At 61.6% G+C, this 14,066-nt stretch carries 15 protein-coding genes; 5 read left to right on the top strand and 10 right to left on the bottom strand.

The window, feature by feature from the left end; translation table 11 throughout:
• Positions 1 to 68: 68 nt before the first annotated feature.
• Positions 69 to 671, top strand: a complete 603-nt coding sequence (locus HFX_RS12235) for a hypothetical protein (protein ID WP_179955338.1) — start codon at positions 69 to 71, stop codon at positions 669 to 671.
• 32 nt (positions 672 to 703) lie between these two features.
• Here HFX_RS12235 and cofG read toward each other — a convergent pair whose 3' ends face one another.
• From cofG to HFX_RS12205, 6 genes are all read right to left on the bottom strand, one after another.
• Positions 704 to 1,891, bottom strand: coding sequence for a 7,8-didemethyl-8-hydroxy-5-deazariboflavin synthase subunit CofG (gene cofG, locus HFX_RS12230; protein WP_004059666.1), 1,188 nt, complete (start codon positions 1,889 to 1,891; stop codon positions 704 to 706).
• 293 nt (positions 1,892 to 2,184) lie between these two features.
• A complete protein-coding gene (gene cofC / locus HFX_RS12225; protein WP_004059667.1) occupies positions 2,185 to 2,799 on the bottom strand; it encodes a 2-phospho-L-lactate guanylyltransferase in 615 nt (204 codons plus the stop codon).
• A gap of 6 nt (positions 2,800 to 2,805) precedes the next feature.
• Positions 2,806 to 3,600 carry a hypothetical protein gene (locus HFX_RS12220; RefSeq protein ID WP_004059668.1) on the bottom strand — a complete coding sequence of 265 codons (795 nt, stop codon included), beginning with the start codon at positions 3,598 to 3,600 and terminating at the stop codon, positions 2,806 to 2,808.
• Entirely contained in the window at positions 3,569 to 4,756 is a 1,188-nt protein-coding gene (locus HFX_RS12215) for a tubulin/FtsZ family protein (RefSeq protein WP_004059669.1), read from the bottom strand. Before HFX_RS12215 ends, HFX_RS12220 begins: the two co-directional genes overlap by 32 nt.
• Before the next feature lie 211 nt (positions 4,757 to 4,967).
• Complete coding sequence (locus tag HFX_RS12210) at positions 4,968 to 5,873, bottom strand: complex I NDUFA9 subunit family protein (RefSeq protein ID WP_004059670.1); 906 nt, start codon at positions 5,871 to 5,873, stop codon at positions 4,968 to 4,970.
• 142 nt (positions 5,874 to 6,015) lie between these two features.
• On the bottom strand, positions 6,016 to 6,267 hold the full coding sequence (locus HFX_RS12205) for a hypothetical protein (protein WP_004059671.1): 252 nt from the start codon (positions 6,265 to 6,267) through the stop codon (positions 6,016 to 6,018).
• Positions 6,268 to 6,340: 73 nt separating this feature from the next.
• Here HFX_RS12205 and tmk point away from each other — a divergent pair, with 73 nt between their 5' ends.
• Entirely contained in the window at positions 6,341 to 6,934 is a 594-nt protein-coding gene (tmk, locus tag HFX_RS12200; RefSeq protein ID WP_004059672.1) for a dTMP kinase, read from the top strand.
• 558 nt (positions 6,935 to 7,492) lie between these two features.
• On the opposite strand, the gene HFX_RS12195 is transcribed toward tmk, so the two are convergent.
• Complete coding sequence (locus HFX_RS12195; protein ID WP_004059674.1) at positions 7,493 to 7,813, bottom strand: hypothetical protein; 321 nt, start codon at positions 7,811 to 7,813, stop codon at positions 7,493 to 7,495.
• 149 nt (positions 7,814 to 7,962) lie between these two features.
• Between HFX_RS12195 and HFX_RS12190 the strand changes: the two genes are divergently transcribed.
• Positions 7,963 to 9,009: a thiamine pyrophosphate-dependent enzyme gene (locus HFX_RS12190; protein WP_004059675.1), complete on the top strand. Its 1,047-nt coding sequence runs from the start codon at positions 7,963 to 7,965 to the stop codon at positions 9,007 to 9,009.
• 165 nt (positions 9,010 to 9,174) lie between these two features.
• On the opposite strand, the gene HFX_RS12185 is transcribed toward HFX_RS12190, so the two are convergent.
• Positions 9,175 to 9,408 (bottom strand): Lrp/AsnC ligand binding domain-containing protein, encoded by a 234-nt coding sequence (locus tag HFX_RS12185; RefSeq protein ID WP_004059676.1) that lies wholly within the window; start codon positions 9,406 to 9,408, stop codon positions 9,175 to 9,177.
• A gap of 108 nt (positions 9,409 to 9,516) precedes the next feature.
• On the opposite strand from HFX_RS12185, the gene HFX_RS12180 reads away from it, so the two are divergent.
• Entirely contained in the window at positions 9,517 to 10,200 is a 684-nt protein-coding gene (locus tag HFX_RS12180) for a potassium channel family protein (RefSeq protein ID WP_004059677.1), read from the top strand.
• Positions 10,201 to 10,202: 2 nt separating this feature from the next.
• On the top strand, positions 10,203 to 10,439 hold the full coding sequence (locus HFX_RS12175) for an Lrp/AsnC ligand binding domain-containing protein (RefSeq protein WP_004059678.1): 237 nt from the start codon (positions 10,203 to 10,205) through the stop codon (positions 10,437 to 10,439).
• 197 nt (positions 10,440 to 10,636) lie between these two features.
• On the opposite strand, the gene HFX_RS12170 is transcribed toward HFX_RS12175, so the two are convergent.
• The gene (locus HFX_RS12170; protein WP_004059679.1) at positions 10,637 to 11,137 is read right to left on the bottom strand and encodes a DUF5813 family protein; all 501 of its coding nucleotides are present in this window, start codon (positions 11,135 to 11,137) and stop codon (positions 10,637 to 10,639) included.
• Positions 11,138 to 11,480: 343 nt separating this feature from the next.
• On the bottom strand, positions 11,481 to 14,051 hold the full coding sequence (locus tag HFX_RS12165; protein ID WP_004059680.1) for a methyl-accepting chemotaxis protein: 2,571 nt from the start codon (positions 14,049 to 14,051) through the stop codon (positions 11,481 to 11,483).
• Positions 14,052 to 14,066 lie beyond the last annotated feature (15 nt).

The following is a 14,066-nucleotide window of genomic DNA, read 5'->3' as shown; positions in this document are numbered from 1 at the left end:
CGTCTCGGTCGCCGAGAGGATGTGATAATGGTTCGTCGACAGGATTGTCCGGGGGTGGCCGCTCCGTGATGGCTCCAACCCACGTGGCGATGAGCCTCGCGCTCGCCGCTGCGGTTGCGGTCGTCGCTCCGGCCGTCGCGCCACTCGTCGCCGTCGTCGCGCTCGTCGGTGGCGTCTTCCCCGACCTCGATATGGTCGTTGGCGTCCATCGTAAGACGCTCCACCAGTTCGAGGCGTTCACCATCGGAATGCTTCTCTTCGGCGCTCTCGCGGCCACCACTCGCGCTCCTGTGGCGGTTCTCGCTGCGACCGGCTTTGCCGCTGCTTCGCTTCACTGCGTTGCGGACTACTTCGGTGGCAGCAGCGAACCGAACCCGTGGGAAGCGAAAACCGACCGCGGAATCTACGTCCGCACCGCCGGCGGATGGGTTGCACCTCGACGCATCGCTGCCTACGACGGGTCGCCCGGCGACCTCACACTCGCGGCTATCCTCTCGGTTCCGGGCTTCACGACGCTCGGCGACGGCGCTCGAACGGTGCTCATCGGGAGTCTCCTCGTTGGCGTTGGATACACCATCGTTCGAAAGCGCGTCCCGCAACTCTCCGGACGGACGCCCGCGGTGTACCCGGCACTCGTCGCGTTTCTCTCCATGCTTGTCCGCCGGCGGTAGGCGACCAATCGGCACCTCACTCGGTCCACTGGTTACTTCGGAATCGACAGCGGCCCGTCGCCGCGAGCGACGCTCCGGAATCGCTCACCGTGGACATCTTCTGACCGGAGACGCTCGATGATTGGGTCTCCGAGCCAGTCGCAATCGGTCTCCTCGGCGTTCCGAGTTATCTCGGCCTTCTCGGCGGGTACAATATCGCTATCTGTCGCCCGAGCGTCGTCGGGTAGGAACCGCTCGTACACTGGTAGTCGCTCGCGGAGCGGCACGCCCGCGTCGTCGGCGATATCGACGAGTTCCTGGAGAGCCGGCCACGCGTAGTCGGGATTCACGTAGTCGTCGGTAACCGGCGAGACGCCGCCGAGGTCGTCCACGCCGCAATCGACTAACTCGGCGGCCGCAGAGAGGTTCGGCGGGACCTGCACGGACACCTCCTCGGGAAGGGCGACCCGTGCCATCGACACTACTCGCCGCATCGTTTCGAGCGACGGGCGCTCGAAGCTCGACCGCTCGTTCGGCACGACGTTCTGGACGATGACCTCCTGAATGTGCCCGTACCGCTCGTGGAGGGCGCGGATGGCGAGCAAGCTTTCGGCTCTGTCGCGCCACGACTCGCCGATGCCGACGAGGATGCCCGTCGTGAACGGGACGCCCACTTCGCCCGCGGCACGGATGGTGTTGAGTCGCTGTCCCGGTGTTTTCCGCCGATTGCCCGAGTGAGCGACCACGTCGGCCGTCGTCTCCAGCATCACGCCCATACTGACGTTCAGCGGTGCGAGGTCGGCGAACTCCTCGCGAGTCAAGTCACCGGGATTCGAGTGCGGCAAGAGTCCTTCATCCAGTGCGACCTCGCACGCGGCAGCGAGGTAGTCGAGAATATCGTCGTAGCCCCACTCGTCGAGTTGGCGGTGAACCTCGGTGTAGCGCTCGTCCGGTTCGTCTCCGAACGTAAACAGTGCCTCCGTACAGCCAGCATCCGCACCCATGCGGACCACCTCTCGCACGTCGTCGAGCGACATGAGCGTCGCTTCGCCGGGCACGTCGTAGTAGGTGCAGTAGGTACAGGTGTAGCGACACGCGGTGGTCAAGGGGAGAAACACGTTGCGCGAGAACGACAGCGATGCGGGTGGCTCGGCGTCGTCCGGGGTAACCGAGAGTAGTCTTTCGACTTCGGCGTCGTCGATATGCACGTCGACTCCGTACTCAGCGGCACCCGGGAACATACCTCCCGGTGCGCAACGAATCACTAAAAACGTGTCACTCGCGGTCGATTCCAGAGACAGAAGTCGAGAAAGGGACCGGGACATTGGTGCCAGACACTCCCCGGTCCGTCCGAAGCGATGTCAGGCGCTGTAACCGCATGCGAGGGAAACTCGCGCTGTCGCCGTGACGTTCGGACTCCACTTCATCCCCGCGCCGACTTGCGGCACGGGAGCGCGCGGCGCACGTTGCCTCAGTTCCCGCCGGGCAGACGGACAACCGCGCCAGCCAATGTTTATCTCGGAGTGTTATGGTCCTATCGGCGGTGTCGGACCGCCTCGACTCGTCCCGTTCCACATTCGAGTTCCACACCAGCGTCCGTCAACCACGTTCGCGCGCGACTCGTCCCGTGTAACAGAACCTCCACGAGGTCCGTCGGTTCGTCCACGTCGACGGCGAGTCGCATCGAATCGACTTCGACGAACGAGAGGCCGGCGTCGCGGGCGATATGCCGATGGTCGAGAATCGACGCACCGTGGTAGTCGACCGAGAAATCCGGGTGGCGAACGACGAGCGCGTTCGTCCCTCCACCGAGACCGGGGGCAGCGACCACGTCGCCGTCGGTTTCGAACAGGCGGGTAAGTGCCGCCGGTGTCGCGAGTGCGAGGTCGGCCATGACAACGGCTACAGGCTCGTCACTTCCGAGTTCGTCTTCGACGACAGCGGAAAGCGGTCGGTCGTCGACCGTGACGGGTGCGTCGACGTCGACGCGGGTGTCTGCGACCACCGATGGGTCGCCGCCGGCGTCCGTGACGGCGTCGAGCACGTCCCGGAGCATCGCGGTGGCGAAGTCGCGTCGCTCGTCGGCATCGAAAAATGAAGCGAGTCGTGTCTTCGGGGCGCGTCCCCCGAACGGTACGACGACTCGCACTGAGAATCAGCCCAGCTTGTCGTACGTGCTCTGCTGTGACCGCCAGTAGAGGAATCCACCGACGATGAGGGCGATGACTACGAGACCGCCCGCGGCGTAGATGAGCAGTTGCGTCGTCTGACTCGACTGCTTCGCCTTGTTCGCTTTCGTCTTTGCGTCCTCGGCGAGGTTCGACGCAAGCCCGAACTCGCCCCCTTCGAACGCTTCGACTGCGTTGTCGAACTGGTTCTGTGCGTCTTTCGTGTTGGCACCACCGGCAGCCGAGATGGCTGTCTGCGCACTGTCGAGTTTGTCGCGTGTGGCAGCGCTTTCCTGCGTGTAGTGGTGAGCCGTCCACGTGTCGATATCGTTACTGGAGCCGCCCTCGCGGGTCTGGTCGAGCGAGATGAGCGTGAACGACTGTTCAGGGTCGTAGGAGTACTCCTCGACCGCAGGCGTCGTTCCAGTCACGGAGACCTCAACTTCGCTCGTGCCGTCGTTTGCAGCGACCTGCGCGCCGCTGAAGTTCTGCCCGTCGAAGGACTGCTGGTCGACCTTCGCGCCCGTTTGGTCGTAGTACGTGACGGTCCACGTCACGTCTTCGAGTTCGGTCTCACCTGCAAGCGTCCACGATTCGAGTTGTGGGTCCTTGTAGAGTTCGTCGAGTGTGACCGATGTGGTCACCTTCGACCCGACTTCCTCCTCCTCGGGTACGTCCTTAGACGCAACGCTCACGGCACCTGCCGGAATCGCGGTGACCGACAGGAGCACGACGAGCGCGAGCGCCAGCTTAGAAAAGCGACTCCAGTTCGTCCTCGTCATCGTTTATGAGGTTCTCCAGATTGGAATCGCTCTCCTGTCTAATCTCTTCGATGTTGTCCTGCGCTTCGATGGCAACCTGCTGTAGCTCCTTGATGCGCGGGACGTTCGTCACGCCCGAGAGGAGGATGACACCAGCCACCTTCCCTGCGCCCGGAATCGGGTAGTCGCCGCCGCGAACTTCCATGGAACCGGTCTGCTCCTCGATCCATTTCCGCCCGCGCTCTATGCCTTTCCGGTTCAGATGCTCCGGCGGACCAGCGAGAACGAGCAGCGCGCGCTCTGCGCCTTCAATCTCACACGGGAGTGTGAGGCGGCCGAGTGCGGCTTTGCGCACGAGGCTGGTGATGCGGTTCGTAGTGTGTGCAGTATCGAGATTGTCGTCGGGTTCCTCACTGCCAGTGAGCCGCGACAGGAGGCCGCCACCCTTCTGCTTCCGAGGCTCAACGCCCTCGGAAGCGTAGCCGACGGTCGAAACGCCGCCGCCGGCGAGCGTGTTGATAATCTCCGACGAGTCGACGACGGACTCTGCGACTTCCTGTCCGTCTTGGACTTCGCCAGCGCCGAAGAGCACGCCGAAGCGGTTGACAATCTCTTCGTTAATCTCGTCGTAGCCACCCTGCACCGACTCACCGGTCTTCCGCCAGGCGTCGTTGTCGAACACGAGAAGGTTGTCAACCTCGCGGACGAACGTCTGGAAGGAGCGTGCGGCGTTCAGGGTGTAGATACCACCCTCGTCGGACCCCGGCAGGATGCCGAGACCGTAGACAGGCTCAGTGTAGATACGTTTGAGATGTTTTGCGAGGACCGGCGCGCCGCCGGACCCGGTACCGCCACCGAGACCGGAGACGACGAGGAAGGCGTCGACTTCGTGGACGGGGATGCTGTCGATAGCTCCCTGTACCTCGTCGATGTCCTCCTCGGCGATTTCGGCACCGAGTTCGTTGTCCGCACCGACACCATGTCCCTTCACGCGGGACTGGCCGATGAGGACGCGCTGGTCCTTCGGGATGTTCTTCAATCCGAGCAAGTCGGCTTTCGCTGAGTTCACTGCGACCGCAGCGCGGACGATTCCAGCGTTGCGTTCACGGTCGTACTCGACAAATTTGTCGACTACTTTTCCCCCGGCTTGCCCGAATCCGATCATTGCGAGCTTCATAGGTTCGGTCCCCTCGCCATTGCGTGAATGGCAGTACGAACGCGGACATAAGCGTTGTGATGGTAAGTGTATGACAAACGTCAGATTATGCGGAAAAATAGGACCCGCCGAAGCGGTGTTAAGCACACATTATCGTTCATAGAGCGATGAATGCGGCAGATTCTGCTGTTGTTCAGACCGAGATATGTTGCTAGGGTGGATTTTTTAATTGTCAGTTTCGTTCGGACAGATACGTCCCGAGTGTCTTCATCGAAGACGTGTCGACGCCGAACACAGTACAGTCGTTTGTGTCCGTCGTGTTGTCGAACTGGAGCGAGCGATACTGGTCTTTCCCCATCGGGAACCCTGGAACCGCGCCAAGGACCGTCAATCCGATGCCAGCGAGGGCCATGGGGAGGGGGACGATGGTGATAGATTTCCCTTCGGCATCGTAGACCATCTCCGTAATCTCGCGGAGTGTGAGATTTTCTGGGCCGCCAATAGTGTACGTCTCGCCGACGTGTTCATCTCCCTCCACGGCGCCCGCGAGCATCGGGGCGAGGTCGCCGACCCAGATGGGTTGGAAGCGCGTCTTCCCGTTTCCGGGGAGTGGATAGAGGGGAACGCCGGGGGCGAACATCCCTTTGAGACGCTTGGTGAACGAGACGAACTCACCGCCGTCACCGAAGACGACGGACGGTCGGAAGATGACCCAGTCGAGGCCCGACGACTTAACCGCCCGCTCTGCTTTCCCTTTCGAGCGGATGTACGCCGTGTCACCCTCGGGGTCGGCACCGAGAGCACTCATCTGAACGACGCGGGGAACGTCGTGGGACTCGGCGGCCTTCACGACGTTTTCGGTCCCTTGCCAGTGGACGATATCGTGCATCCGGTTGCCTCCCTTTGGCTCGAACAACGGCGAGAGGGCGACGAGATTTACCACGGCATCCTGCCCCTCGAACTCGTCCGTCATGGAGTTGTAGTCCGTAACGTCACCAGTTGCCGTTTCGACACCGTCCGGAAGGTCTGCCCCGCTTGGACTCCGTGACATCGCGGTCACGTCGTGTCCTCGCGAGTGTAATTCGCGGCAGAGGTGGCTTCCGATGAATCCAGTTCCACCGACAACAAGGACGTTCATACCGTAATATTCGGCGGAATCAGGGTAAAGCTAACGGGGAAGTAAAATCGATTTCACTCGGAAACAATTTGGTGCCAATGACTGTCTCTATGAGTGTCAATACTGTCTCTCTGAGAGATAACTAGACACGAAGGACGGAAACTTAGAATAATACCGACGGGGCAGCCGGACCGTCGGTTCGCTTGATGATTCGACCGACTTCGTCGTATACGACGAGTTCTTCGTTCGAGCGCTTCCATTCGTCCGGAGACTCATCGAGGTCGTCCACTTCCGCCAGTTTCGTTGCGAACAATTCGTGGTCAGGTGGAACGCTCTCGTCGAAGCGGACGATACTGTAGGACTGTTCGGTCGGGAGGAGGGTATCTGGCTGTCCGTAAGCGGATGGCACACGCATAGATAATTCTGAATTGACATTATCGTTGCGGCAGTTCGGGGTGCTTTTTCCGCAGCGCCGAATCTATGGGTGTATGCTCGTCACGCTTGAGGGCCTCGACGGAAGCGGCAAGACCACCGTCTGGGAGGCGCTCCACGATGTCTATCCGGATGCAGTCTTCACTCGGGAACCCACGTCGGATTCGTGGTACGGAGATGCGGTCAACCGTGCAATCGGCGACGACGACGCCGACCCGCTGGCGACGCTCTTTCTTTTCACCGCGGACCACGCCGACCACCTTTCGCGCGTCGTTCGCCCGGCGCTCGCCGAGGGAGACCTCGTCATCTCGGACCGCTACTCGGACTCCCGGTACGCCTATCAGGCCGCCTCGCTCCGCGACAGCGACCTCACGCGCCCGATGGAGTACATCATGGGTATCCACTCTGCGTTCTCGCGTCCGCCGGACAAGACCATCTACCTCGATGTGGACCCCGAGACGGCGGCCGCCCGAAGTGGGTCGACGAATAAGTTCGAGCAGGCAGCGTACCTCGCGGACGTGCGGGCGAACTACGAGCGACTCATCGACGCCGAACCGGAGCGGTTCGTCCGCGTCGACGCGACGCAGCCGCCGGAAGACGTACTCGATGCCGTCGAGTCGGCGCTCGAAGAGATTCTCGACGCGAACTGAGCGACACTCAAATACTGTCTCGAAAACAACGCGACGGCGTCATAGAGCCGTTCTCACATCCGTTCGATGTAGGTCGGCGGTGTCGTTCTCAAACCCTTCAGCAAAACTAACGACGCGGACCCAGAGTGGAAGTGACACGGGTAACACCCGTCAGAACTCCACGACTCCGATTTCGAGGTCGGTCGCACACTCTGGGCATTCGAAGGCCATCTCGTATTCTGCACAGCGTTTGTGAATCGTCCTCCCACACGCATCACAGTACACGTACTCGTCCGTCTCGATGCTATCGTGGCATGTTGTACACCGCTTCCCAATAAGCATAATGCATCCTTTCCCACGGTAGTATTACACACAGACATTCGTGGTAAGCGTTTTTGAAATCTACATGACCTATCAAATACCTTATGGAGAACAGTCCGTGAACACACTGACCGGGTGAGTGAAACAAACCACATCCGCCACATAAACTTGCCCGCTATAAACGTTCGAAGGAAGAGGCTCAAACTGAGCAGTCCAGTCAGAGACGACGTGTCGGTCGTCTCTACGGACTTACCTTCGCTACTGCGATTCGGGGAGGTTCTCGAACTCTTCCGGCGGCGGGACGTACAGCGTGTCGATAGTGAATCCGAGCGCTAGCGGCATGCCAATCATCACGCCGAACGCGGCCGTGGCACTGCCGAGGTCCACACCGATACCGAGCACCCCGGAGAATACCAGCGTCGAGACGAACAGCACGAGTGGGATGAGAAACAGCGCATACAGTATGTACCCCCACTGCGTCTTCAGTCGGAGGCGGAAGAAGCGCGTCATGACCGCCGCGATGAGGGTGTGGAGGATAATGACCACTCCCATGAGCACGAGGTTGACCACCGAGACCATATCCCGCCTACGGTGGCGGTGGTCTTTGGCCTGTCGCTCTCGGTGGCCGTCCCGTGCGCCCACGGAACAATAATAACTCGACTGGAGTACATCCCCACTGGAGTATGCGAACCGCAGACGTTTATCACGAAGGACCGTGACTGACCGCTATGCATCGACTCATCGCAGAGCGCGGGTTGGACGGAACGGGATTCACCGCCGAGGATGCTCGCACCGCCCTCCGCGACATGATTCGAGCGCGACGGTTCGACGAGCGTGCACTTGCTCTCCAGCGACGCGGCTGGATGAGCGGCTACCCGCCGTTCCATGGACAGGAAGCATCACAAATCGGAGCAGCCCACGCAATGCGCGAGGACGACGTGCTCTTGCCGACCTATCGGTCCAACGCCTTCCAAATCGCCCGTGGGGTCCCCCCGAGTGACCTGCTTCTCTTCCGCCGCGGTCACGCCGAGTACACCTCCGACCACGACGTGCCGGTGTTTCCACAGGCGGTCCCAATCGCCAGCCAAATTCCCCACGCTGCGGGCGTCGGTATGGCCGCGGACTACCGCGACGACGACTACGCGGCGCTGGCCTGCTTCGGCGACGGCGCGACGTCCGAAGGCGACTTCCACGAAGGGCTCAACTTCGCCGGTGTCTTCGACGCACCTGTCGTCTTCTTCTGTGAGAACAACGGGTGGGCGATTTCGCTCCCCCGCGACCGACAGACAGCAAGCGAGTCCATCGCTGCGAAGGCTGAGGCCTACGGCATCGAAGGAATGCAGGTTGACGGTAACGACCCGCTCGCAGTCAGGGGAGCCGTCGAGAAAGGACTGGAGAAGGCACGCAACGGCGAGCCAGTGCTCATCGAGAGCCTGACCTACCGACAGGGGCCACACACGACTGCGGACGACCCCTCGCGGTACCGCGACGACGACCCGGACCTTCCGGAGTGGCGGACCCGTGACCCGGTCGAACGCTTCGAGGAGTTCTGCCGTGAGCATGACATCGCCGATGACGACCTCATCGAATCGATGTACGAGGAAGCCAACGAGGAGCTACGCGAGGCCATCGAGATAGCCGAAGAGACTCCCGAACCGGGAACCGAGGAGCTATTCGGTCACATCTACGAGGAATTGCCGCCTGAACTCGCCCGCCAGCGCGAGGAACACGTCGAGTTTATCGAAGAACACGGCCCGTTCGATATCGAGCGCTAAGGCTAGACGACGAACGCTGCATAACTGGATTGGTGCGGCTGGTGCCGTTGCGATGGCACCGTAACCCGCCGCGTCAGTACCGTGGGATGCTGCGTCAGTACCGTGGGATGCTGCGTCGGTACCGTAGCTTGCCACATCAACACTGCAGCCCGCTGTGTCGCCACCTCAGTCGTCGAGCGATATATACGTCTTCGTGTCGGCGACACCTTCTAACCCTTGAATTCGACTCGATGCCGTCTTCAGCACCTCGTACACTGCGTCGGTGTCGACCTCGGCGATAACGTCGTACGCACCGGCGACGATGTGTGCCTCGGCCACCGCGTCGAAGTCGCGGATGGGACCGAGCAACTGTTCGGATTCCCCAGCGCCGGTCTTCACCATGATGAACGCGTGAACCATGCGTGATATATTCTACCACATGTGGCAAAAGCCTTGCTTCGACCGAACGCGCCAACTTGACCCAAACCGGGGTAAGGTTATTTGTTCCCGCCGACATACCGTATTACCATGCGGTTCGTTATCATTGGTTCTGGACGGGTCGGTTTGCGCACTGCCCGTGTCCTTCGCGAGGAGGGCCACGATATCGTCTTGGTCGAACTAGACCGAGACCGCGTCAAGCGGGCTCGAGAGGTGGGCTTCGAGGTTATCGAAGGCGACGGTGCCCGCGAAGACGTGCTCATCGAGGCGGGAATCGAGGATTCGGATGCACTCGGCGCACTCACGGCTGACCTCAACGTGAACTTCGCGGCGTGTATGATCGCCAAGCACTTCGATTGTCGGACGGTCCTCCGCGTCGACGAGGATTACCGCGAAGAAATCTACCAGAAGTACGCCAGAGAGGTGGACGAAATCGTCTACCCCGAGCGCCTCGGTGCAATCGGTGCGAAGAATGCCTTGCTCGGCGGGTCTATCCGCGCTATCGCGGACATCGCACAGCACTTGCAGGTCATTCTCGTGACGGTGACCGAGAGTTCGCCAATGAACGGATACAGTATCGAGGAGGTGGCACTCCCGGCGAATTCCCGGCTTCTTGCGTTCGGCAAGAAGGGTCAGTCGATGGGGATTCCGCTTTCCGACGACTCCCTCGAAACGGGAGACCGTGTCGCCGTTCTCGCCGACTTCGACGTGCTCAACGAGGTGCGACAACTGCTCGTCGGCGATGAAGTTGCTGCCGCGGCAGGAGGTGCATAATAATGGTTACCGCTTACATCATGGTCAAAGCTGCAGCCCTGACGAACGGTATCGATCAACTGAAAGAGGACTTGCTCGCGGTCGACAACGGTATCGAGAGTGCTCACATCGTCGCTGGCGACGTCGACTTCATTGTCAAGGTCGATGTAGAGTCGCCGACAGACGTGAAAGATATCGCCGGTGGGATTCAGTCCGTCGAGGGCATCGAAGATACTCAGACGTACATCACGATGGACTGAGCGGTCGCAGGCGGCTATCGCCCCCGACTCGGCTGTCGACACACGTTTTCATCGGCCCACTTCGAACCGCTTTCCGTGTCGCCACCGTTCCGGTGGCTCTCGAAAGACTGCTCAGAAGTGGTCGGTAACTAATGCCAGCAGTGGTCGGTAACTAATGCTTGAGAGTGCCCTCCAGCACCTCAGAAAACCCCAACGCCTCAGAATCCAGTTCCGGCCGCGTCGCGTGCGCTGCGCAGGATACTCGTCACCGGTTCCGTGTACTCGTAGCCGGGGATGATTCCCTCGACGTACGTTCCTTCGACGTAGTCGATGACTGCGCCGGCGTCGTCAACGCCGCGTCGCTCGTTAATGTCGGAGAACGTCGCCTCGATGACCGCCTCATCTGCGACGCGCCGGACGGCCGGGTCGAGTTCGTGGTCGCCAGCGACGACGCCGTCAACGTCTTCCAGACGGAGTTCGAACGTCTCGTACCAGCCGTCTTCGACGATTTCGGCGACTTCGTCGGCCACGACAGCCGAGAGCATCGGCACGCGAATCTCGACATCGAATTCGACGTGTCCGTTCTCTCGTGTTGCGACGCTGACGGTGCCGTCGAAGGGCGTCGTCACCGACTCGAACATCCCGTCGTCGGCCTGTTCGAACGACCCATGGTCGCCGAACGCACGACGAACCCGACCGGGAATCTCGTGTTCGCTCATGGGAGGGTGAACGTTCCGACGAGAGAAAAGCCCATTGCGTCGCATTCACCCCCTGAATCGGCCGACAACGCCGGAATCAACCCGATGGCGGCACGTTTAAGTATCTTGCCGCACTCCTTTCAGGTGACGCTTCGCTTTGGAGGGCCGAAGCGTCAGCGGGGACCAATCTAGGGCGGCAATTGCCGCGCGGGCCGCTCCCGTGCGGCTGCCTATCCCTTTCTGAAGAACCAACACCAACGAGCCGTCGGCTTCCGAGTACTGACTCGAACGCAGCGCGCGAGCGGCCGCACTCTCGACTCGGCGTCGGCGCGAAGTACTCGTAAAAACCGTCCGTCGCCGACGCTTACTCGCCGTCCGCGCCCGGGCCGTCTGCTGCGAGGTCTGCCATCGTCGGTGACGACATCGACTCTCTGGCCTCCGCGTCTACCGATTTTTTGTTGGGTTCGTCGGAGTCGACGGGTTCAGCGGATTCAGCAGGTTCGTCGGGACCAGTTGGTTTGTCTGGTTCAGCGGAGTCGTCAGGCTCGTCGAGTTCGTTGGACTCGTCGGACTCACTAGGGTCACTGGACTCACTAGGTTCACCGAATTCATTCGGTTCGTCGCCCGCTTCCGCGTCGTCGACCTCGTCGATATCGTCGACTTCGCCCGTGTTGTCACCCCCGGTTACTTGGTCAGTGTCACTACTGCCGGGTCGTTCGCCTGCGCCGTCACCGACCGTCGCCTCATCTCGCACCTCGAACCGGTCGGCAAGCGACCGCAGTTCGTCGGTGGTCGACGAGAGTTCCTGCATCTGTCCGGCGACGCCGACCATGGCGTCGTTCTGGTCGTGCGCCGCATTGGCGACATCCGCGGCCTCGGTCTGCGTCTCGGAGGCGATTTCGGCCGCTTCGTCGGCGAGAACTGCAACCGACTGCGCCGCCGACGCTTGGGTGGCAGTCGCTTCGTCTATCGCGGCCACGCCGTGGTCAACCTCGTCGAGTCGGTCGACCGCTTCGTCGATTGCTTCGACGCCTTCTTCGACCGTTTCGGAGCCTTGTGAGACTTGCTCGCGCGCGGCTCTGACTTCTTCGACCGTCTCGTCTGCGGCCGTCTCGACCGCCGCGATGGAGTCGGCGATTTCGGTCGTCGCCTCGGCGGTCTCCCCCGCGAGTTCTTTCACGCTTTCGGCGACGACCGCGAACCCCTCGCCAGCCTCGCCCGCGCGAGCTGCTTCGATAGAGGCGTTGAGCGCCAGCAGGTTGGTCTGGTCGGCGATGTCCTCGATGAGGTCGACCACTTCGCCAATCTCTGTGACCTCCTCGCGGAGCGTTTCGACGCCTTCGGCCGCGGACGCGACTCGGTCGTCGATATTCGCCATCTCCTCGTGGACGGCGGCGCTCGCATCACGGCCGGCTTCACCGTACTTGGTTGCATCACTCGTGAGTTGAGCGAGTTCGTCGGCGGAGGCGGCGACCTCTTGGACTGTCGCAGAGAGGTCTTGCATCTCCGAGGATACCTCGTCGAGAAGCGACGCTTGTTCGGCCGCACCTTCCGAAATTTCGGCGGTCGCCTGCTCGACACGCTCGGACGCCGAACTCACTTCTTCGGTTCCGGCAGTGACGCGCTCGCCCGCGGCGTCAACCGTGGCCGCGAACGTCGCAACCTGCCCGACGGTCGCTTCGAGGTCGGCGAGCATCGCGTCGATTCCCTCGCCAACGGCGGCCATCGCCTCGTCGTCGGGCTCGACAGTCGTGCGGACAGTCAGGTCGCCCGTTGCGGCGCGGTCCATCGTCTTCTGGTAGTCCGTCGCCGCGTTCGCGAGGTCACGGCTGGCGGCTTCAGCGGCTTCAATGCGGTCGCGCAACCCGTCTCGCATCTCTGCGAACGCCTCGGTCAGCACCCCGAATTCGTCGACACGCTGGGTCGTGAGGTCAACGTCGAGGTCGCCGCCAGCGAGTGTATCGGCGCGCTTCCGGAGTCGACGGAGCGAGACGACGGTTCCGCGGCCGATGGTGAGACCGACTAATGCGAGGCCGCCGAGTGCGACACCGATGAGAATCGCAATGTCCCGTTCGACGAACTGCGCGACCGCGTAGGCGTTCTGGGGCGGTGCCTCGATAATAACAGCCCAACTCGTCCCCGAGACGGGCGCGTAGGCGACGACAGAATCCTCGTTTTGCGTTCCTTTCTCTCCTGCTCGTTCGAGCACGCCCGCGTTGCCATCGAGTGCGGCGTCGAGCGCGGGCGTCTCGGTTCCGTCGCGGTACTTCGTGAGCACGTTGTTTCCGTACTTGTCGAAGGCGATGACCTGTTCGGCGGTGACCACCCGCGTTCGAGACCCTTCGACGGGTTCGCTCAGGGTCTTTGCGTGTTCGGTCGCGTCCACGACGACCATCACGGCACCGTCGCGGCCTTCGACGGGGCTGAGGAATGCGAGTCGTTCGCCACCGCCGTAGCGGTACACTTCCGAGATGGCGACACCGTCGGGGTCGTACATGGTCAGCGCACCGGTCGTCCACGATACGTCGAGGTCGGAGACGCTTTTCGTCTCTATCACCCCGTCGGTACTTCGGACGATTTTACGGTTCGACGGCTTGACGTAGTGGATGGCGAGCACCTCCGACGGGAGATTATCCTTCTCCGTTTCGAGTGCCTCGTCTATCGTCTCGGGGTCGCCTGTTCGGATGTCCTCGTACTCCGAGAGCATCCGGGCGGTCTGGGTGTACCCGTCCATCCAACTCGACAATTCTTCGGCTTCGAGCGTGGCGACCATCTCGAGTTCGGCGTGCGCGTCCGCTCTGACCTCTTGTCCGACCATGTCCGAGACGTAGAGGCCGAATCCCCCCATCACCCCGGCCACGACCAAGAGAACGAGCAGAAACTTCCGAAGGTAACTCCGCCTGAGTACCGTCGGAACCAGCGTGGCGAGTCTCATGATACTCGTTGGCAT

It is taken from the genome of Haloferax mediterranei ATCC 33500, assembly GCF_000306765.2.
Taxonomy (GTDB): domain Archaea; phylum Halobacteriota; class Halobacteria; order Halobacteriales; family Haloferacaceae; genus Haloferax; species Haloferax mediterranei.
The sequence above is the reverse complement of the archived record's forward strand: the minus strand, read 5'-3'. Positions and strand labels throughout refer to the sequence as shown.